At 45.7% G+C, this 20,348-nt stretch carries 22 protein-coding genes; 9 read left to right on the top strand and 13 right to left on the bottom strand.

Going from position 1 to position 20,348, the window contains the following annotated elements; genetic code table 11:
• Window positions 1–15: 15 nt before the first annotated feature.
• The 5 genes from RG959_RS11205 to RG959_RS11185 form a co-directional block, all read right to left on the bottom strand.
• Window positions 16–282 carry a PTS sugar transporter subunit IIB gene (locus tag RG959_RS11205; RefSeq protein ID WP_046175533.1) on the bottom strand — a complete coding sequence of 89 codons (267 nt, stop codon included), beginning with the start codon at window positions 280–282 and terminating at the stop codon, window positions 16–18.
• Window positions 279–2,339, bottom strand: coding sequence for a BglG family transcription antiterminator (locus RG959_RS11200; RefSeq protein WP_342797184.1), 2,061 nt, complete (start codon window positions 2,337–2,339; stop codon window positions 279–281). Before RG959_RS11200 ends, RG959_RS11205 begins: the two co-directional genes overlap by 4 nt.
• Before the next feature lie 416 nt (window positions 2,340–2,755).
• A complete protein-coding gene (locus RG959_RS11195; protein ID WP_342797183.1) occupies window positions 2,756–3,748 on the bottom strand; it encodes a LacI family DNA-binding transcriptional regulator in 993 nt (330 codons plus the stop codon).
• Window positions 3,749–3,853: 105 nt separating this feature from the next.
• Window positions 3,854–4,228: a hypothetical protein gene (locus RG959_RS11190; protein WP_342797182.1), complete on the bottom strand. Its 375-nt coding sequence runs from the start codon at window positions 4,226–4,228 to the stop codon at window positions 3,854–3,856.
• Window positions 4,229–4,246: 18 nt separating this feature from the next.
• Window positions 4,247–5,017: an alpha/beta hydrolase gene (locus RG959_RS11185; RefSeq protein WP_342797181.1), complete on the bottom strand. Its 771-nt coding sequence runs from the start codon at window positions 5,015–5,017 to the stop codon at window positions 4,247–4,249.
• A 178-nt stretch (window positions 5,018–5,195) separates the two neighbouring features.
• Between RG959_RS11185 and RG959_RS11180 the strand changes: the two genes are divergently transcribed.
• Window positions 5,196–5,675, top strand: coding sequence for a DUF2243 domain-containing protein (locus RG959_RS11180; protein ID WP_342797180.1), 480 nt, complete (start codon window positions 5,196–5,198; stop codon window positions 5,673–5,675).
• Window positions 5,665–6,450 (top strand): cytochrome c oxidase assembly protein, encoded by a 786-nt coding sequence (locus RG959_RS11175; RefSeq protein WP_342797179.1) that lies wholly within the window; start codon window positions 5,665–5,667, stop codon window positions 6,448–6,450. Before RG959_RS11180 ends, RG959_RS11175 begins: the two co-directional genes overlap by 11 nt.
• A 162-nt stretch (window positions 6,451–6,612) precedes the next feature.
• Here the strand turns inward: RG959_RS11175 and RG959_RS11170 are convergent, their stop codons facing one another.
• The 3 genes from RG959_RS11170 to RG959_RS11160 all read right to left on the bottom strand — a co-directional run bounded on the left by RG959_RS11170 (window position 6,613) and on the right by RG959_RS11160 (window position 9,651).
• Window positions 6,613–9,027 (bottom strand): heavy metal translocating P-type ATPase, encoded by a 2,415-nt coding sequence (locus tag RG959_RS11170; protein ID WP_342797178.1) that lies wholly within the window; start codon window positions 9,025–9,027, stop codon window positions 6,613–6,615.
• Between the two features lie 78 nt (window positions 9,028–9,105).
• Window positions 9,106–9,312 carry a copper chaperone CopZ gene (gene copZ / locus RG959_RS11165; RefSeq protein ID WP_251272465.1) on the bottom strand — a complete coding sequence of 69 codons (207 nt, stop codon included), beginning with the start codon at window positions 9,310–9,312 and terminating at the stop codon, window positions 9,106–9,108.
• Between the two features lie 18 nt (window positions 9,313–9,330).
• Window positions 9,331–9,651, bottom strand: coding sequence for a metal-sensitive transcriptional regulator (locus RG959_RS11160; protein WP_342797177.1), 321 nt, complete (start codon window positions 9,649–9,651; stop codon window positions 9,331–9,333).
• Window positions 9,652–9,912: 261 nt separating this feature from the next.
• Here RG959_RS11160 and RG959_RS11155 point away from each other — a divergent pair, with 261 nt between their 5' ends.
• Complete coding sequence (locus RG959_RS11155; RefSeq protein ID WP_342797176.1) at window positions 9,913–10,239, top strand: four-helix bundle copper-binding protein; 327 nt, start codon at window positions 9,913–9,915, stop codon at window positions 10,237–10,239.
• Between the two features lie 57 nt (window positions 10,240–10,296).
• On the opposite strand, the gene RG959_RS11150 is transcribed toward RG959_RS11155, so the two are convergent.
• Window positions 10,297–10,620, bottom strand: a complete 324-nt coding sequence (locus tag RG959_RS11150; protein ID WP_396120287.1) for a YnfA family protein — start codon at window positions 10,618–10,620, stop codon at window positions 10,297–10,299.
• Between the two features lie 142 nt (window positions 10,621–10,762).
• Between RG959_RS11150 and RG959_RS11145 the strand changes: the two genes are divergently transcribed.
• From RG959_RS11145 to RG959_RS11135, 3 genes are all read left to right on the top strand, one after another.
• The gene (locus tag RG959_RS11145) at window positions 10,763–11,134 is read left to right on the top strand and encodes an ArsR/SmtB family transcription factor (RefSeq protein WP_242235175.1); all 372 of its coding nucleotides are present in this window, start codon (window positions 10,763–10,765) and stop codon (window positions 11,132–11,134) included.
• Between the two features lie 5 nt (window positions 11,135–11,139).
• On the top strand, window positions 11,140–13,254 hold the full coding sequence (locus tag RG959_RS11140) for a heavy metal translocating P-type ATPase (RefSeq protein WP_342797175.1): 2,115 nt from the start codon (window positions 11,140–11,142) through the stop codon (window positions 13,252–13,254).
• Between the two features lie 74 nt (window positions 13,255–13,328).
• Window positions 13,329–14,240 (top strand): superoxide dismutase, encoded by a 912-nt coding sequence (locus RG959_RS11135; protein ID WP_483298877.1) that lies wholly within the window; start codon window positions 13,329–13,331, stop codon window positions 14,238–14,240.
• Window positions 14,241–14,282: 42 nt separating this feature from the next.
• Here the strand turns inward: RG959_RS11135 and RG959_RS11130 are convergent, their stop codons facing one another.
• A complete protein-coding gene (locus tag RG959_RS11130) occupies window positions 14,283–15,332 on the bottom strand; it encodes an NAD(P)/FAD-dependent oxidoreductase (protein WP_342797174.1) in 1,050 nt (349 codons plus the stop codon).
• A 211-nt stretch (window positions 15,333–15,543) separates the two neighbouring features.
• Between RG959_RS11130 and RG959_RS11125 the strand changes: the two genes are divergently transcribed.
• Window positions 15,544–15,846, top strand: a complete 303-nt coding sequence (locus RG959_RS11125) for a DUF3817 domain-containing protein (RefSeq protein ID WP_315693516.1) — start codon at window positions 15,544–15,546, stop codon at window positions 15,844–15,846.
• Between the two features lie 54 nt (window positions 15,847–15,900).
• Here RG959_RS11125 and RG959_RS11120 read toward each other — a convergent pair whose 3' ends face one another.
• Both RG959_RS11120 and RG959_RS11115 read right to left on the bottom strand, forming a co-directional pair.
• The gene (locus tag RG959_RS11120; protein WP_342797237.1) at window positions 15,901–16,695 is read right to left on the bottom strand and encodes an aldo/keto reductase; all 795 of its coding nucleotides are present in this window, start codon (window positions 16,693–16,695) and stop codon (window positions 15,901–15,903) included.
• A gap of 103 nt (window positions 16,696–16,798) precedes the next feature.
• On the bottom strand, window positions 16,799–18,004 hold the full coding sequence (locus RG959_RS11115) for an MFS transporter (RefSeq protein WP_342797173.1): 1,206 nt from the start codon (window positions 18,002–18,004) through the stop codon (window positions 16,799–16,801).
• A gap of 249 nt (window positions 18,005–18,253) precedes the next feature.
• Between RG959_RS11115 and RG959_RS11110 the strand changes: the two genes are divergently transcribed.
• Together RG959_RS11110 and RG959_RS11105 are read left to right on the top strand one after the other, a co-directional pair.
• A complete protein-coding gene (locus RG959_RS11110) occupies window positions 18,254–18,580 on the top strand; it encodes a winged helix-turn-helix transcriptional regulator (protein ID WP_342797172.1) in 327 nt (108 codons plus the stop codon).
• 217 nt (window positions 18,581–18,797) lie between these two features.
• Complete coding sequence (locus RG959_RS11105; RefSeq protein ID WP_342797171.1) at window positions 18,798–19,319, top strand: type 1 glutamine amidotransferase domain-containing protein; 522 nt, start codon at window positions 18,798–18,800, stop codon at window positions 19,317–19,319.
• A gap of 33 nt (window positions 19,320–19,352) precedes the next feature.
• On the opposite strand, the gene RG959_RS11100 is transcribed toward RG959_RS11105, so the two are convergent.
• The gene (locus RG959_RS11100; protein ID WP_342797170.1) at window positions 19,353–20,345 is read right to left on the bottom strand and encodes a LacI family DNA-binding transcriptional regulator; all 993 of its coding nucleotides are present in this window, start codon (window positions 20,343–20,345) and stop codon (window positions 19,353–19,355) included.
• Window positions 20,346–20,348 lie beyond the last annotated feature (3 nt).

The following is a 20,348-nucleotide window of genomic DNA, read 5'->3' as shown; positions in this document are numbered from 1 at the left end:
CGACTTCCTCATTACTTATCCTAAAAGTGGCTCCAATTTCGATTTGATTTCAGGTATGCTCATCATGTTTTCTAGCGTAACAATTTTTCGGCTTCCGTCATTAAGCTGACCGACAATATCAGCTGCTCCAATAAAGATATCCGCTTGTTCTGTTTTAGCTGAAGCTAAATCAGTATGATCAACGTCTGCTGTTTTCCCCATCTCTGTTAACGCTTTTTTCACGTTCATCTCCATAATAAAGCTGCTTCCTAATCCATTTCCGCATACGACCATGATTTTCATTTTGTTTCCTCCTTAGAATATTTATGAATGTATTCCATCAATTGAGCTGGTTTCGAGCTTTTAATCATTTTTTCAATATTGGCCGGTTCACCCAGCAACTGAGTTAATTGGACAAGTGCTTTTAAATGTGAGTCATTGTCTACCGCAGCTAACACGATGATCAGATGAACCGGTTTATCTGGTGCAAAGTAAACTGGCTCATCAAGCTTTAAAAGACTCATGGATAAAGAACGGACTCCTTGTTCAGGACGAGCATGTGGAATCGCCACATTTGGTGTGATCACAACGTAAGGGCCGTTTGCTTCAATCGTTTGAATCATTGCATCAACGTATCGCTCTTCAATTGTTCCAATATCGACTAACGGTTGAGACGCAGTACGGATGCCTTCTTTCCAGTCCGCCACATTTCGTTTAATTTGAACCGTCTGCATTGTCAGCAATTCTTCAAGCACGGGTTTCTCTACCTCCTTTAAGGAATGTTTATTCACTTGATGCGTGTACATGTTTGCCTGCAGCGCTTTTTCCAGCTGCTCCGGCTCATGGACAGTCGCGTACTTCGAGATAATGGACAGCAATGATGAAAGGTCGATTTCCCGCAAAGCATATCCATATAATTCCTGCATGACCTGCTGTCTGAGTTTATGTTTGTCATCTGCTGATAGAATAGGCGGAACCACAAACAATGTGGATGATGTCCGTAAATGAACCGTCGAAAAAACTAGGTCAACAGCAAGAGGATATTCCGCTGCTTTACGAACGGACAGTACGTCCAAAAACAAAATGTCGGGAAATAACTCTCTTAAAGTATAAATAAGAATATTACTAATCCCTATGCCGTTTGGACATACAACAATTGCTTTTTTCCGTTCATCCAACGTGGTTCCCTGTTTGCGGAGCCAGCCGCCAAAATGAATGGTAAAGTAGGCAATTTCGTCTTCAGGTATTGATCGTCTTATTTCTCTTTCCAGCACCTGCATTGATTTTTTGGTTAGATGGTGAAGTTCTGGATATATATCCTGCACCCGTTTAGTTAATGGATTAGTTTGAGAAAACCCATATTTCATCCGATAATATGCCGGACGAAAGTGCACATACAATTGTTTATACAGTTGCTGTTTATCGTGCAAATGGACGCACGCGAGCCGTTCGAACTCCTCTACAATACCGGTCAACAGAGGCCGAATTTGTTCATCCTCATGAAGAAGCGAAAAATCTCTTATACGGTTCATGCCAAGCAAATGAAGTGTTGCATATAAAATCTCCGTTTGATTCCAATCACCATAAAAAGCAGGGGATTCGATCAGCTGGCTGACTATTTCGTATTCCCGAGAAGATAAAAGAGGATTCCAGCTGTCTTCCAGGTCTAATATTTCTCCTTTTTCAATAAACTGATCTGTACATAAAAACCAGTACGTAAATTCATGAAGCTGTTCATCAGTAAATGTGATCCCCATTTTTTTCTCAATTTGTTCAAGCTCACTTCGAATGGTACTTATCTGTTTTTTCTTATCCGCCCACATACAATCAATAACCATTTCACCGTTTATATGGTGCAGCACTTCATGGACAAGATGTTCAATTACATAACGTTTTTGACGAACGGTTCCTTTTGAGATATAACCATCCTGCTTGGAATACAAAATTTCAAGACCACGAGCTTTGGCATTTTCTTTCAGACGCTGAATATCTGACAAAACGGTATTTCTTGAAACACCCATCAGCGATTGAAAGTGGTAAACCGATAAAGGATCCTTGCTCAGTAAAATCATAAAATAATACATTTTTTCTCGATCGTCTTCTGAGAATGTATATACTTTTTTAGAAAATCGAATCTCCTGCTCTTTTAATTGAAGATCCGCCGGCAAAGAATAACCGACCCTGCGGCTATATTGAATCTCCTTATATCCATTGAAACAAAGCCAATCATTAATTTTTCCAAACCCGTATTGGATCTGCCGGCGTGTTAATCCCGTCTTTTCTTCTAAGTCATTCATTTTCCAAATAGGAGAATGTTGTAGCAGTTTTAGCAAAGAAGCGCTTCTTTCATCTAAATACATGTTGTGATCCTCTCCCTGCTTTCACGATATCTTATTTTCTAGTGAAAATATATTTCTTCAAAGACTGATTTTTGTTCTTTCTTCTGCACACTACTATACACTTCGCACAAAAAACTAACTCTGGATACCAATAAGCAAAAAATTATCTTCTAATGGAATTTTAAAAATGAATATCCAGCTCTACAGTATGTATTTTTAAAGCCCAACAAGTCAAAACCCGCATTATGCTTCAATAATTAATTTTACTACACGTTAAATCGCGTGTGGTATCGTTCCCGGAGGCGGTTTTTCGGCTCTTTTACTCCCTTTTTCAATAAATTGGAATAAACTATTTTTAAAAATATAACCCCTATAAAATCAGCGTTGGTATCGTTACCATACTGTTTTTTAAAAAATTGCGGGGAAAAATCCCGCAATTAAGTAGATTTTCGAACAATAATGTCACTCGGCAGCTCGTATGGCTCCATCTCTGCCTGGTTATTGTGAAGAAGCTCTAATATGACATGGGTCGCTTTTTGACCCATACCATCAGCAGGTTGTTGGATTGTTGTTAATGTCGGAGTGATCCACTGAGCTATCGGCTGGTTGCCAAAACCCATAATCGCCAGATCTTCTGGAACGCGGACCCCCTGCTCGTTTGCTTGTGTGATCATGCCGGCGGCAATGTCATCGCTTCCCGTAAAAACAGCAGTAGGCCGATCTTCCATATTCATAACATGAGTAAGCAGCTGCTTTCCATCTTCGGTTGTATGCCGATCGACGAAGATCCATGCAGGATTAATAGAGAGTCCTGCTTCTGCCATTGCTTTTTGGTAGCCCTGGTTGCGGTCCTTGTCTCTTCCTTTTTCAGCAAAAAGAGCGCCGGTGCAATAACCAATCTTTTGATGCCCTTGTTGAATCAAATGTTTAATGCCTGCATACGTTCCACTTAATTGATCAAACTTAATAACCGGAACAGACGGTTCGGGAATATCTTCATTGCACAGTACAATCGGGCCGTGCTTCGTAAACGGCTGAACGTCCTTCCAATCGTTTTCTAAAGCGGCTATGATGATACCGTCTGCCTGCTTTGTTTTCAGCAGATTAAAAAAAAGCCGTTCTTTTTCTTTGTCTCCGCTGCTCTGGCATATCATCGTTTTATAGCCCTTTTCATACGCCGTTTGCTCAACAGCTGCGGTTAAAGAAGCGAAAAAGGGGTCGGTAACAGCTGGAACCACAACCCCAATCGTCATCGTCAGCTGTCCTCTTAATCTTCTGGCAGCCGGGTTTGGATGATAATCGAGTTCTTTCATCGCCTGCAGCACAAGGGCACGGTTTTCTTCGGATACATAATCTTGATTGTTGATTACACGGGATACGGTTGTTTTCGATAAACCGGCTCTCTTCGCTACATCTAAAATGGTTGCCATCCTGCTTCCTTCTTTCTTTGATTCTAATTTCGTACATTGTAGCGCTTATTTAAATCTCCATGCAAGGACACAAAAAAAACAGCTGGGCTTTACCCAGCTGCTTTTTTAGGATTCCGGCTCTGCTTCTGTCCGGAGCGCGTTGAAAAATTCAAGAATGTACCGATAGCTGTTTCCAAAGTCGCCAAGCATTCCTTCTTTTGAGCAGTAGACATCAATGGCAGATTGCATCGGTGTAATGTTGTAAATGGTGATAACCATGCCATATGCCCCTTTTTCAAGCATGATTTCTCCTCTCGCTACGTCTTCATTCAACAGCGCCCATCCGGCAAACTTACCGTTTTGAACAACCTTCTTTATGTCGTTAATAAGCGACTCGCGGCTTTTCCGGTAATAGCGGGTTTTAAGCGAGGATTCTTTCGGATTTTCTTTTGTTTCTTCATGCTTTCTCCAAATTCCCGTTATAACGCGTGCTGTTGACATAGCTTTCCCCCCATGCAGTTAGTTTTTCAGTGGCAGCCATTGGAGCACATCTTGAATTTTCCGGTCCCAATAGCCCCACTCATGCGATCCCGAATCAAATTGTACCGTTACATCAAAAGATGTTTTGTCACATGCTTCTTTAAAACGGAGGTTGTCTTCATACAAGAAGTCTTCTGTGCCGCAGCATTGATACAGGGCCGGCTTTTCGAGGGCGTGCTGCGCTGTTTCCAGCAGTGTGAACAAATCATGCTTCGTGCCGGTTACCTGCCCGTCTCCAAAAACAAGCTCAAACAAACGGTCACGGCTTCCCTCTTCCACCCGGCTTACAATATCGACTGCCCCGGACAAACTGGCTGCTGCGCTAAACCGCCCCGGCTGTGACAGCGCCCACTTCAATGCCCCGTAGCCTCCCATTGAAAGCCCCGCGACAAAATTATCCTCCCGGGCATCGGATAACGGAAAAAAAGATTGTGCTATGGCCGGCAGTTCCTCTGTTAAAAACGTCCAGTACCGGCTTCCGTACGCCATGTCAGTATAAAAGCTATGGTGTACCTGCGGCATCACCACAGCAAGTCCGAGCGGTGCTACATACCGTTCGATAGAGGTCCGGCGTGTCCAGATCGTATCATCATCACTCAGTCCATGAAGCAAATAAAGTGTCTGATGTTTACTGCTGTTTTTTTGGCTTTGCATACCGGTCTGTGAGTGGGTTTGCTGGGGAAGAATAACCGTCATGGATGTACTTAATTGTAAAACGTCAGAGTAGAATTGACAGTGAAGAAGCGCCATTTTTTCACCCTTTTTAATTTCAGAATATTTTTATTATATCATTCTCTTTTATTCTTCTGATAGACATATGGTTCATTTTAGGAGAAATAATTTCCCGTATAAAAGAATGAACCTTCCAGTGTATGGGTACAACAAAAACAGATAGACTGATTATACGAACGGCAGAAAGGAGTTTTCTATGGCTGTCCAATCCAAGGAAGTCCGCAGCTCTTCCCATCTTTCCAGGCGTAATCTCTGGTCCGGCTTTTTATTTGGCATTGGCTTTGTTGCTTTTTTTGATGAAGCTGTTTTTCACCAGCTGCTTCACTGGCATCACTTTTATGACAAATCCACCACAAGCGCCGGGCTCGTTTCTGACGGTTTTTTTCATGCGTTCAGCTGGTTCGCTACTGTAGGCGGGCTGTTTCTATTTGCGGATCTGCGCCGTCGTAATAGGCTTCTCTTAAAAAAGTGGATCGGTGGAGTGCTGCTGGGTGCCGGTATATTCCAGCTTTACGACGGTACTGTTCAGCACAAGCTTATGCGCCTTCACCAAATCCGTTACGTAGAAAATGTATGGATGTATGACCTTGTTTGGAACACGACCGCCGTTTTGATAATGGTGATTGGAGCGGCTCTTGCTGTCCGCACGAAAAAAGGTGAACGGAATGCACAATGAGCATCATATGCAGGCGGCCTCCCTTTGGCTCGCTTTACCTTTTGCGGCCGCACTCCTGTTATACGTCTGGGCCGCTTTTCATTCGAGCCGCCGCTATTCGTCCTGGCCGCTTTTCCGCACTGTTTTATGGACAGGCGGCATACTTTGTTCCCTGGCAGCGGTTATTGGTCCTTTGGCGGAAAAAGCCCATATGAATTTTATCGCTCATATGGCCGGCCATCTGCTTCTTGGCATGCTGGCTCCTCTTTTTATGGTGCTGGCCGCGCCCATCACGCTGATTTTGCGGACACTGCCTGTAGAGCAGGCGCGGCGCGTGTCCCGGCTGCTTCAAAGCCGGCTGCTTCGTTTTGCCATAGATCCTATAACGGCGTTTGTGTTAAACATCGGCGGACTTTGGCTGCTTTATACAACCAGCTTGTATGCACACATGCAGGAAAATGTGCCGATTCATATATTTGTTCATTTCCATGTGTTTTTGGCTGGTTACGTATTTACTGCTTCTATTCTTTGCATTGACCCGGCGCCCCATCGCAGGTCTTTTCACTTCCGAGCTGCTGTTCTTATGCTCGCACTGGCCGGGCACAGCATTTTATCCAAATTTCTTTATGCGCATCCTCCAGCCGGTGTTTCTTCCGCTCAAGGAGAAACGGGCAGCATGCTCATGTATTACGGCGGAGATGCGGTTGACCTTATCCTGGTCATTCTGTTTTGTGCGCAATGGTTTCACGCTGCCCGGCCAAGAAAAGCCGCCAGCTCGAAAACCGTTCAGCTTTAACGATAAAAAAGCCGCCTCTTTTTACAGAGGCAGCTTTCTAACTTGATTTACACTTTTAAGGTTCTTTTTTAGCCGGAAAATAAAAATCAGGGCCGAAAAGTCTTACAGCACGGCCGGATTTTCTTTTTTCCGGCCATAGACTCATCATTGAATTTTCTTTTTTTACAATTTTACTTTTTGCAGACGCAAGGCATTTACTACAACTGAAACCGAGCTAAAAGCCATTGCTGCGCCGGCAAGCCATGGAGCCAGAAAGCCAAGTGCGGCGACCGGAATCCCAAGCGTATTATAGCCGAATGCCCAAAACAGGTTTTGTTTCACATTCCGAATCGTTTTTTTGCTCATCAGGATTGCATCCGCAATACTGTTCAAGTCGCCGCGGATCAAAGTAATATCGGCCGCTTCCATGGCTACATCGGTTCCAGTGCCGATCGCCATGCCGATATCGGCTGTGGCAAGCGCCGGTGCGTCATTAATGCCGTCGCCAACCATGGCAACATGCCGTCCTTCCTGCTGCAGCTTCTTCACTTCGTTCGCTTTGCCTTCTGGCAGAACTTCTGCAATCACGTGGTCAATACCGACCTGACGGGCAATCGCCTGCGCGGTCTGCTCGTTGTCTCCTGTCATCATCACAACATGAAGACCCATGTCTTTTAAGCGGCGTACCGCTTCTTTTGACGTTTCTTTTACGGTGTCTGCCACCGCAATAATACCCGCGTATTGTCCATCCACGGCCACAAGCATCGCGGTTTTCCCTTCCCGCTCAAGAGCTGCCATGCTTTCTCCCGCGTCCTGTATGTTGATGTTTTTCTCACTCATCAGCTTACGCGTTCCGACCAGCACGTCTCTTCCTTCCACTATAGCTCGAATGCCATAGCCCGGAATCGCTTCAAACTGCTCACCCGGTTTCAATTCAATGCCTTTGTCTGTAATACCCTTTACAATTGCCTGGGCAAGCGGGTGTTCTGACTGTTTCTCAGCCGCACCTGTCAGCGCAAGAAGAACGGCTTCTTCTATTTCATATGGGATCACATCCGTTAAAACAGGCGTCCCGTTTGTAACAGTTCCCGTTTTATCGAGCACGATCGTATCGATTTTGTGTGCCGTTTCTAAATGCTCGCCTCCTTTAAAGAGAATGCCGTATTCTGCTGCCCGTCCTGAACCCGCCATGATGGATGTTGGAGTAGCCAGACCAAGGGCGCACGGGCACGCGATCACAAGCACGGCAATCAGCTTCTCAAGTGCCCCAGCAAAATTGCCTGGTTCAACAAGGAGGAACCAAATAAGAAACGTTAAAAGAGCCAGGCCGACAACAATGGGAACGAAGATACCGGAAATTTGATCCGCAAGCCGTTGAATCGGCGCTTTCGACCCCTGCGCCTGCTCGACCGTGCGGATAATTTGCGCAAGCGCGGTGTCCCGTCCGACTTTCGTGGCTTTTATTTTTAAAAAGCCATTTTTGTTGACCGTAGCGCCAATCACTTCATCACCTTTACGTTTATCGACCGGCAGGCTCTCACCCGTCAGCATCGATTCATCGACAGCAGACTGTCCCTCTGTAACGATACCATCAACCGGCACTTTTTCACCAGGCCGGACATGAATCAAGTCGCCTGTCACCACTTGTTCAAGCGGTATTTCTATTTCATTTCCGCCGCGTTCGACAATCGCTGTTTTTGCCTGCAGACTCATCAATTTTTTGATCGCCTCGGATGAACGCCCTTTCGCTTTTGCTTCAAATAATTTCCCAAGCAGAATCAGCGTAATTAAAATCGCACTTGTTTCATAATAAAGTTCTGGTGCGTGGCCGTTGTGGCCCAGTGACTCAAACGACAAATATAAGCTATAAAAGTACGCCGCCGAGGTGCCAAGCGCTACAAGGACATCCATATTGGCACTTTTGTTTTTCAATGCTTTGTATGCACCAATATAAAACTGGCTGCCAATGATAAATTGTACCGGCGTGGCGAGAACGAGCTGAAACCATGGATTCATGAAAAGTGCTGGAACGTAAAGATTCGATGTGAAACCAAAGTGCCCGGCCATCGCCCATAAAAGCGGAAGAGATAAAAGAGCGGAAACAACAAACTTTGTTGTCTGCTTTTGGATTTCTCTTTGCCGGTAATCAACGGATTCTTTGTCGCTTTCTTCTTTTAATACGGCACCATAACCGAGTGAATCCACTTTTTTGATAATGTCTGCCGGTGATAAAACGGACGGGTTATATTGAACAGTTGCACGCTCAAGAGCGAGGTTGACGGTCGCATTTTGAATGCCGTCCAGCTTGTTTAATCCTTTTTCAATTCGGGTGGCGCAGGCGGCACAGGTCATGCCGGTAATCGAAAATTCATCCCTTTCCGAGACAACCTCATAACCGAGATCATGAACTTTCTTCTGCAGATCAGCTTCGGTTATTTTGGACGGATCATATCGAACGGTTGACTTTTCCAGCGCCAGATTCACTGTTGCCTGGTCAACACCGTCCAGTTTATTGAGCCCTTTTTCAATCCGGGTGGCACAGGCGGCACAGGTCATCCCTGTAATCTGCATGTTTGTTTCTTTTTGCGAGGCACTCATTTTATTCCCTCCCAATACCCACACGGGGTATATTTTTTTCCGAAGAGAACGTGCTGATGGAAGTCAGCACGCACTTTTTTAAACGACGTCATATCCTTGGTCATCGATCGCTTCTTTAATTTGGTCAAGTGTCACTTTTGACTCGTCGTACTTTACTTCTACTTGGTTGTTTTCTAAAGAAACGGCAACAGACTCGACCCCTTCTAGTTTACCAACACTTCCTTCTACCGCTTTTACACAATGTCCGCATGACATGCCCTGTACATTTAATGTTGTTTGTTCCATGTTAATCGCTCCGTTCCGTTATTTTTTCATTAACCGCCCAATCGTCACAAGAAGCTCCTCTACAATTTCTTCATCGCCTTCTTGAATTCGCTCGACTACACAGCTTTTCAAATGGCCTTCAAGCAAAACTTTTGCTGCGCTGTTCAGTGCTGATTGCGTAGCGGAAATTTGGGTAATAATATCATCACAATACACATCTTTTTCAATAAGTCCTTTAATACCGCGGATTTGGCCTTCGACCCGGTTCAGCCTTGTAATTAAATTTTTCTTTACTGCTTCAGAATGATGGCTTTTTCGTTCAGATAATTCGCCACAGGCACGAGTTTCCATTTCTTCCATATCCCTCGCCTCCTTGTTTTTAATTTACCATACCCCCCTACTGTATGTAAACTGTTTTGCTCGATTTATTTTTTTATTATTTTGCCTAACAGCCATATGCCCAGCAAAGGGATAAGCCATTTTTTATTTTTGTTCACCTGCATGCTGTATCAACTGTACCGGGCAAATGTGCAGAATGAATGCAGTTTGTTTTTTAACGTTTAAAGGAAAAAAGGACGGTTAAAGTAATATTGTACCCATTCAAAAGAAGGAGGAAAAATGATGAATCAAAACGTACATGACTGTATTCAAGCCTGCCTGGAGTGTTTAGAAGCCTGTAATCACTGCTTTAACCAGTGCCTGCAGGAAGACGACGTGAAAATGATGGCAGGCTGCATTCGACTGGACCGCGAATGTGCAGATCTTTGTGCATTAGCCGTGCAGTCGATGCAGCGCAACAGCCCGTTTATGGCTCAAATTTGTGCGCTTTGCGCAGATGTTTGTGAAGCGTGCGGTAATGAATGCCAAAAGCACGACCACGACCATTGCCAGGCATGTGCACAGGCGTGCTTTAAATGTGCAGAAGCATGCCGGAAGATGGCAGCCTGATGATTATCTGTACAAAAGCCGGAGAAGATATACCTCTCCGGCTTTTGTTTCCTTATGCTACGAACGCGGTGCCCACAGCATAATGGCAACACCCGCAAGGCAGATAGCAGCACCGATCCAGTCATATACATCCGGCGTTTTTTTATCGACACCCCATCCCCACAAAACGGATAACACGATAAATACGCCGCCATATGCCGCATACACGCGTCCGAATGATGGAAAAGTTTGAAAGGTGGCGATAATGCCGTACAGCACAAGGGCCACACCGCCAATGATTCCCCATGTGAACGGTTTTCCTTCTCTCAGCCAGAGCCAAATTAAGTAACCCCCGCCAATTTCAGCTGCTCCAGCTAATAAAAACATCATCCATGTATACAGCAGTTTTCTCACACTTTCTTTTGATTGGTTCCGGCTTTCGCTTCACATTCAAACATTTATTTGAATGTGAAATTGACTTTTTTTCACCTCCAGCATACACTAAAAATATACAATCAAACAACTATTTGAATGAGGTGCTGAAATGACCCAGAAAACAACCGTAAAGTCCCTAAATGATGCCTGTGAAACAAGTTGTTTCAATGGAGAAGTCGTCAGCCGGGTCCAGCCGAAAATAGATGAAGTAACCGGTGTAGAGCTGCTGTTTAAAGCCCTGTCTGATGCCACCCGCTTAAAAATCGTATACGCGCTGACGCTCGAAGAAGAGCTGTGTGTCTGCGATGTGGCGCAAATTATTGGTTCTACTACCGCTACCGCCTCCCACCACTTACGCCTGCTTCGCAACATGGGACTCGCCAAGTATCGGAAAGAAGGAAAAATGGTGTATTACTCTGTTAAAGACGACCACGTCCATCAGCTTGTCAGCATTGCCCTTGAGCATTCCAGAGAGGACTGAGGAAAATGAGTGAGGAAAGGAAACATGTTTACCGGCTTCAGGGATTGTCCTGCACCAACTGCGCGGCCAAGTTTGAAAAAAATATCCGTGATATTAAAACGGTAGAAGATGTCCAGCTGAATTTCGGCGCATCGAAAGTAGCGATTATCGGCGATGCGTCCGTTGAACAGCTTGAAGCCGCCGGTGCGTTTGACGGAATCAAAGTATACCCCGAGCGCGAAAAGGTCAAGGAAGAAAAAGTTCCATTCTGGCAAAAGCGTGAAAATAAAAACACGATCGTTTCGCTGTTCTTTTTGCTCTTCGGTTATATTTCCACTTTTTCCGCCGGCGAAAGTAGTATCGTAACCATTACTCTTTTTGCGCTTTCCATTTTAATCGGCGGCTTCGATTTATTCAAAGTCGGCTTAAACAATTTAATCCGCTTTGAATTCGATATGAAAACATTAATGACCGTTGCCATTATTGGGGCAGCAATTATTGGCGAGTGGGGAGAAGGCGCTGTTGTTGTATTTCTCTTTGCCCTAAGTGAAGCGCTGGAAGGATACTCAATGGACAAAGCCCGCCAGTCTATCCGCTCTCTTATGGATATTGCACCGGATACTGCGCTGATTAAACGGGGCGGCAGTGAGTTTGAAGTGGCTGTTGAAGATATTCAAATCGGAGATATTATGATCGTGAAGCCTGGACAAAAGGTTGCCATGGATGGCGAGGTTATTCGCGGCCGTTCATCCATTAACCAGGCGGCGATTACCGGTGAATCCATTCCGGTGTCCAAGGAAGAAGGCGATGAAGTGTTTGCCGGCTCCCTCAATGAAGAAGGATTTCTAGAAGTACGCGTCACAAAGCTTGCCGAAGATACAACAATCGCTAAAATTATCCACTTAGTTGAAGAAGCCCAGGCTGAACGCGCTCCTTCTCAGGCGTTCGTCGACCGTTTTGCCAAGTATTACACGCCGGCCATTATGGCCATTGCTTTCCTGGTCGCTGTCCTGCCTCCTTTGTTTACGGGGGGCGACTGGCAGGAATGGATTTACCGCGGCCTTGCGGTTCTTGTCGTGGGATGTCCGTGTGCACTGGTGATTTCCACACCGGTTGCCATTGTCACAGCGATTGGGAATGCAGCGAAAAACGGTGTTTTAATTAAAGGCGGCATTCACCTGGAAGAAACAGGACGTTTAAAAGTAGTCGCCTTTGATAAAACCGGCACGTTAACTGAAGGAAAGCCCGAGGTAACCGACATTGCTTCCGTTTCCGACATGAGCGTGCAGGAGCTTTTATCCGTCGCCGCTTCTCTTGAGACGTTTTCCCAGCACCCCCTTGCTTCCGCTGTTTTACGCAAAGCGGCTGCTGAAAAAGTATCGCTGCTTGAAGCCCATGATTTTCAGTCTCTTACCGGTAAAGGTGCGAAAGCTTCTTTAAACGGAACCGTTTATTACATTGGCAGCCCGGCTCTTTTTGAGGATGGTCCTGCTGTAACGGAAAAAGTCCGGGAAGCGATCTCGGCACTGCAGGCGGAAGGAAAGACGGTGATGCTGGTTGGAACGGATGAAGAAGTAAAAGGCTATATTGCCGCAGCTGATCAGGTTCGGAAAAGCAGCCTGGCGGTTTTAGAAAAACTCGCTAAGCTGGGTATTCAAAAAACAGTGATGCTGACAGGTGATAACGATGCAGCGGCGGCTTCCATCGGCAGAAAGCTTGGCTTAACCGATGTGCAGGCAGAATTAATGCCGGAGAACAAGCTGGATGCCATTAAGTCTCTTCGTGCCCAGTACGGCCATGTGGCGATGGTTGGCGATGGCATTAACGATGCTCCTGCTCTTGCCAGTGCCTCAGTTGGCATTGCGATGGGCGGCGCTGGAACAGACACAGCACTTGAAACAGCGGATGTGGCTTTAATGGCGGATGATTTAGAGAAGCTCCCTTATACGGTTGCGCTCAGCCGTAAAACGCTCCAGATTATTAAGCAAAACATCGCTTTTGCATTCGGCTTGAAACTGCTGGCTCTGCTGCTGATCGTCCCAGGCTGGCTTACACTTTGGATGGCTGTATTTGCGGATGTCGGCTCCACTTTAATCGTAGTGTTAAATTCTATGCGTCTTATGAAGACCAGATACAAGTAAAGAACGGCTGTTACGTGAACACTGCCCTCCTCCTATTCATACCCTGTTAACAGGCAAATGAAGGAGGTAAGGCAGTGTTTTTACATGAAAAAGCGTATCGGGCAACTCTGCTAAATTGGTGCAAGCATGTAGAGCAGCAATGGAAATCTATTCGAGAAAAAGCGGTGGCGGCTGATAAAAAAGCACTAGATCAGTGGGAAGCAGCTTTTCTTTCCTTAAAAAAGAATGCAGAAGAAGAACATCCGGTTGACCCACTCTCTCTAAGCAGCCAGGCTGCTGCTTTATACAATCAGCTTCCCCACTTACTACAGCCGTCGTCCCCTGCCAAACAGGAAAAAGATGAATCGAAGCCGAAGCAGCCTGTGCCGATCGGAGGGCACCGCCTGCCTCCACTTCCGTATGCTTACAATGCCCTGGAGCCGGTGATTTCTGAGGAAATTATGAGGCTGCACCACGATAAGCATCACCAAAGCTACGTGGACGGGCTGAACAAAGCCGAAAAAGAAATGCAAAAAGCACGCCGGAGCGGCGATTTCAGCTTGATTAAACATTGGGAGCGGGAAGCCGCCTTTCACGGTGCCGGCCACTATTTGCACACGATTTTTTGGGCAGTCATGACCCCGGGTGGCGGCGGCCTCCCGGCAGGAGAGCTGAATCAAGCTATAACAAACTCTTTTGGGAGTTTTGATGGATTTAAGAAGCACTTCTCAGAAGCGGCGAAAAACGTGGAAGGTGTCGGCTGGGCCATTCTCGTCTGGTCCCCGCGCTCCCGCCGCCTCGAGATTTTAACAGCTGAAAAGCACCAAAACCTGAGCCAGTGGGATGTAGTGCCGCTGCTTCCGCTCGATGTATGGGAGCATGCTTATTACCTGCAATACAAAAATGAACGCGCGAAATACGTAGATGCCTGGTGGAAAGTGGTCAATTGGAAAGAAGTTGAGCACCGGTTCGCCGAAGCGAAAAATCTAACGTGGGAGCCTTTTTAAGAGAAAAATAAAAAACCAGCTAAAAAAAAGCTGGTTTTTTATTTATTGAATCATTGCCTGCACGATTTGTTTATTTCTTTCTTTAAATACATCATTATGGGACGAAACCATAGCACTGCTTCTTGAAGCTGGATCAATAAATTGCTTGGCTCTGTTTACCGCGTTGGCGGCATCCTGAAAAGCGCCGGCAATTAAATGCAGCTTGCCTTCATGCTTGAGCACATCACCTGCTGCGAAAAAGCCCGGTACGGACGATTCGCCTGATGGCTGGCTCGCTACATAAAAATCATCTTTAAGCTCGACATTTAAGGTGCTGTTTTGCAAAAGAGAAGCATCCCGGTCAAAGCCATGATTAATAACCACTTCATCTGCCGCTAAAATGGTTTTCGCCATCGTGACACTGTTGGTCAGCTCCACTTCTCCAATTCGGCTTCCATCAGGTGCAGCTATTAACTTCGTAATCGATTCATTCATCAAGCAGATGGCCGAACTGTCAAGCAGCTGTTGAACTTGTGCTTCGTGGCCTTTTAAGGAACTGCCCCGATATACGACATAGACTTTTTCTGCAACAGCAGCCAGCTCGTTCGCCCAGTCGACAGCTGAATTGCCCCCTCCTGATACCACTACTGTTTTTCCTTTAAACTTTTTCAATGACTGCACCACATAATGCAAATTGGTGACTTCAAACCGCTCTGCTCCTTCAATCGGCAGCTTTTGTGGATTTAATATACCGCTTCCAACAGCGGCAATCACCGTTTTGGAAAAGTGAATGGTTCCCGATGCAGCAGCAAGCTCAAAGAAGCCGTCATCCGTTTTGTGTATGCTCTCCACTTTTTCATTTAAGATCACTTTCGGATCAAATGTCATCGCCTGCTCTGTTAACTGCCCAATCAACTGTTCACCGGTAGTAGGGGTTAAGCCGCCAATGTCCCAAATCAGTTTTTCAGGATATACATGAATTTTTCCGCCCAGCTTCGGCTGATATTCAATAATTTTCGTTTTCATTCCTCTTAAACCGCTATAAAAAGCCGCGTATAACCCAGCCGGACCTCCACCAATAATTGTTACGTCATACAGATCATGTTGAGGCATGATGACCCTCCTTTTAATTAATAATGATTATCATTATTAATTAAAAGAATACACTATTTTTTCTTTTTCAACAATCCCTGTCTTTTCCACTTCTATTTTATACATTAGTGAAAAGACGACAATCTAATGAACATCTATAAAAAGGGATGAAATTTAAGGATGTATCCGTTATCTTTAAAGAAACGATCTTCTTCATATTTAGGAGGCTTTTATGTTAAAAACATCCGTTGGCAAACTGCGGCTCGCAGGCTATTTTGAAGGCATTTCGCTGCTCGTTCTCCTGTTTATTGCCATGCCGATGAAATATTGGCTTGGTATTCCAGAAGCTGTCCGTATCGTCGGCTCTATCCATGGCGCCCTGTTTATTACATACTGCGTCATTATTGCTTATGTGACACTGAAAACACGCTGGAAGCTGATCTGGCCTATTCTGTCAGTCATTGTCGCGTTTATTCCATTTGGCAATTTTATATTAGACAGAAAGCTTCATGATTTAGAGAAAGTATACAGATAAAAAAGAACCAGCCTGAGCACATTTCAGGCTGGTTCTTTTAAATATAATGTTCATTTAAAAATCGAAGTTATCAGGATCCGGCCCTACTCGGCGATGCTGGTCCATTTCGTTAATCGTCTTCACTTGCTCCTCATTCAGTTCAAAGCCATACAAGTCCGCATTTTCATAAATACGATGCTTTTTAACAGACTTTGGAATCACGGCCCATCCCGTTTGCAAATGCCATTTAAGGACAACTTGCGCCACCGTTTTCCCCAGGCTTTCGGCCATTCCGACTAAAACGGGCTCATTGAAAATGCCTCCCTGTGCCAGCGGTGCCCATGCTACAGGATGAATGTTTTTCTCTGTCAGATACTTGAATAACTCCGTTTGCACCAGCCGGGGATGGCGTTCCACCTGATTGATGGCCGGAACAATCTCCGCTGTTTGAAGCAATGTTTCTAAATGATGAATCTGGAAATTGCTGACCCCAATGGCGCCGACTTTTTCTTCTTTATATAAGTCTTCAAGCGCCCGCCAGCTCTCTGTAAATTTATTTTCAACCGGCCAATGAATCAAGTACAAATCAAGCTGATCAAGCCCTAAGCGTGCTGTACTTTCCCGGTAAGCCTCCAGCGCACGTTCATATCCCTGGTCAGCATTCCACAGCTTGGAGGTAATAAACAGCTCATCGCGGGTAATGCCGGCACGTTTCATACCGCGGCGGATTCCCTCTCCAACCCCCTCTTCATTTTCATAAACAGCCGCCGTGTCAATGTGGCGGTATCCTTGTACAATGGCTTCCTCTACAGAAGCTGCAACGGTTTCTCCATCTTCTACTTGAAAAACCCCCAGGCCCAGCCAGGGCATCTGTTTTTCTCCATGGTTTAATTGAAAGGTACTTTGTTTATTCACTTATTTTCTCCTCCATCTTTTTTCTTTTCTACGTTTCTCTTCATCATTTTCATTCACGTTATGATTTCTCAAGTTTCAATGAAACCGCGGTTAACAAAACGGCAAGCATTACCATTACGCCGCCTATCCACGGGGTATGGACCAATCCGATCGAATCCACGACAAAGCCGCCTATTGTCGCGCCGGCCGCAATACCAATATTAAAAGCGGCTATATTCAGAGCAGAAGCCACATCCACTGCGGATGGAACATATTTTTCCGCAAGCTGGACGACAAACAGCTGCAGGCCTGGTACATTCATAAACGCAAGCAGTCCCATCAGAACAACTCCGATCAGGCCAGCCGCTTTAAACGGAATCATAAAGGACAGGGCCACAAGAATGGCGGCCTGCGCAAGGAACATCCAAAACAACGCTTTAATAGGATGATGATTGGCCAAACGCCCGCCGGCCGCATTTCCAACCGCCACAGCTGCTCCATATACGAGAAGAACAATGCTGACCAGACCTGGCTTCAAACCTGTCACATCTTGTAAAATCGGTGTTAAATACGTAAAAGCTACAAATGTGCCTCCGTATCCAAGAGCCGTAATCGCCAGGCCAAGCAGAATTCGCTTGTTGGTGACAAGCTGCAGCATATCCCCAAATTTTGCCGGCTGTGACTGCTTTAAGTTTTTCGGAATCAACAGTGCACTTGCAACAACAGCAACTACACCAAGCAAGGCCACTCCCCAAAACGTAGCGCGCCAGCCGAACGACTGCCCAATAAATGTGCCAAGCGGAACACCTGTTACAGTTGCAACGGTTAAACCGGTAAACATGAGGGCAATCGCACTCGCTTTTTTATGCGGCGGTACGAGCTGAACCGCAATCGTTGATCCAATCGAGAAAAAAACACCGTGTGAAAAAGCCGTAATAAACCGTGCTGCAAGCAGCAATTCAAATGACTGGGACAAAGCAGCCACTACATTGCCTGTAATAAATAGCACCATTAAAGACATAAGCAGTGTTTTTCGGTTTAATCGATTTGTTAAAGCGGTCAGCACCGGGGCGCCAATTGCTACGCCGGCCGCATAACCAGAAACAAGTAACCCTGCCAGCGTAATCCCGATGTTTAAATCTTCTGCAATAGAGGCCAGCAATCCAACCGGTACAAACTCAGTGGTTCCAATTCCAAAGGCACTGACGGCTAATGCCCATAAAGCAAATCGACTGTTTGTTGAAGCGGCTTCCTGTTTAACAGCCGCTTGAACAGTGTGACTCATCTTTTTTCCTCCTTTTATTAAAAACGGCGGGCCCAGCCGTTTTCCTGTACGTCCATTTTGCATAGCAGCTATCCAAATAAAAGGTACGCACCTTTTTATCCTGTAGGAACGTTTAAGCATCTACCAGCTTTTAAGATCTTTTGTTTCGTTCCTGTGTATGTTATTATGGGTGCACTCAATCCAAAAGAAAAGTACGCACTTTAAAGTAATGTAGGTACTTAAAAGTGCCTGTATAAAGGAGGAAAGCATATGGCTTACAATATTCCGGTAGAAGCAACCCTTGATGTAATCGGCGGAAAGTGGAAAGTAGTCATTATGTGCCATTTGATCAAGGGGGAAAAACGGACAAGCGAACTTAAAAAGTTAATGCCGAATATCACGCAAAAAATGCTCACGCAGCAGCTGCGTGAGCTTGAATCAGACGGGGTTGTGAACCGGACTGTTTTTGATCAGGTGCCGCCAAAGGTCGTTTATTCCTTAACAGACTATGGCTGGTCGCTCCGTCCTATTTTAGATGCAATGTGTGCCTGGGGTGAAGGTCATATTGAATTAACCGAAAATGAAGTTATCCAATAAAAAAAACAGCCAATGTTATTTGGCTGTTTTTTTTTTTGGAAAAAGAACCGGTTTTAAACACACCCCGCTCTCAAACTATAATAAAAGCTGCCCGCTATTTTTTCTGCCACCATTGGACTTTCTGATTTTTTAATTCCCATGCACAAAGATAGATGGATGCTTTCATTTTTACCCACGCCATTCCTCTGTTACACTAAAGAAAAAAGGAGGCGTTTTGATGCGGCTGGAAAACAAAAAAGTCATCGCGCTTGTAGAAGAAGAATTCGAAGATTTAGAGCTTTGGTATCCGATTCTGCGGCTTCGGGAAGAAGGAGCGACTGTACACCTCGTCGGCAAGGAAGCCGGAAAAATATACACTGGAAAATACGGCGTGCCAGCGGAAGCCGATTATACTTTTGGAGATATTCGTGCAGATGAGTATGACGCCATTTTAGTGCCGGGCGGCTGGGCACCGGATAAGCTGCGCCGGTATCCAGAAGTACTTGAATTTGTCCGTTCGATGGATGCAGCCCAAAAGCCGATCGGGCAAATCTGCCATGCTGGCTGGGTATTGATTTCAGCTAACATCCTGCAGGGGAAACATGTGACAAGTACACCTGGCATTAAAGATGACATGACCAATGCGGGTGCCGTGTGGCACGACGAGCCGGTTACAGTTGACGGCCATATTGTGTCAAGCCGCCGTCCGCCGGATCTTCCGCCTTACGTAAAAGCTTTTGCGGACAAGCTTGCCGAATGAAAAAACTCCACCATCATAAGATGGTGGAGTTTTTTACTTTGTCGTGCCCCGCACAATCAATTCCGACGGCAGCACGACTTTTTTAGAAATACGCTTTGTGTTCAACTGTTCAAGCAAAAGCTCTACAGCGATTTTTCCCATCCATTCTGTATGCACCTTCACAGTCGTAAGCGGCGGATACATATATTTCGATACGCTGATATCATTCACGCCGATTAAGCCGACGCGCTCCGGAACTTGAATGTGTGCTTCATGCAGCGCCCGCAGTGCCCCGATCGCGAGCGTATCACTTGCCGCAAAAAAGGCTTCCGGCAGGTTTTCGCCGCGCTGTTCAATACAGTTTTTCATCAGCCGGTACCCGTCATCCGCGCTGTATGTTCCAACCAGCATATCTTCTTCAGCAAAAGCTCCTTTTTCCTGCAGGAAGGCACGGTAAGTCTGCTCACGCATGTCCGTGATCATACCAGATTTGTCTTCAAACTGCTCCCGGCCGCCAAGATAGCCGATACGGCCGATGCCCTCCTCCCAAAGATGGGTGAGCGCTTTTTCTGTTACACGCGAGAAATCCGTAATGACGCTGTCGAACGCTTCGTCTTCGGGTGAAAAATCAACAAAGACGATTCGGCTTGACCACTCGCTCAGCCGCTCAACCTGGGCACTGCTGTATTTACCGACTGCGATAATGCCTTCGATTTCCTCTCTGTCCAGCTGCTCCAGCTCATTGTACAACATTTTTTTCAATTGAAGACCGGATTCAAGGCAGCTGTTCTCAATACCGAGACGAATCGACCTGTAGTACAAGTCATTCAGCTCTTCTTCCTCGGTATACCAGTGAACGAGCGCTGCCGTCGTTTGAGGGGTTTTTTTTGAAACACGCCGCTTTTTGTAATCAAGCTGTTCGGCGGCTTCAAAAATTTTTTGTTTTGTTTCTGCGCTGACAGACAGGTGCGGATCATAGTTAAGCACACGCGAAACTGTCGCAATCGACACACCTGCCCGTGCAGCAATATCTTTAATGGTAGCCATTTT

Source organism: Domibacillus sp. 8LH (genome assembly GCF_038806185.1).
Classification (GTDB): domain Bacteria; phylum Bacillota; class Bacilli; order Bacillales; family Domibacillaceae; genus Domibacillus; species Domibacillus indicus_A.
The sequence above is the reverse complement of the archived record's forward strand: the minus strand, read 5'-3'. Positions and strand labels throughout refer to the sequence as shown.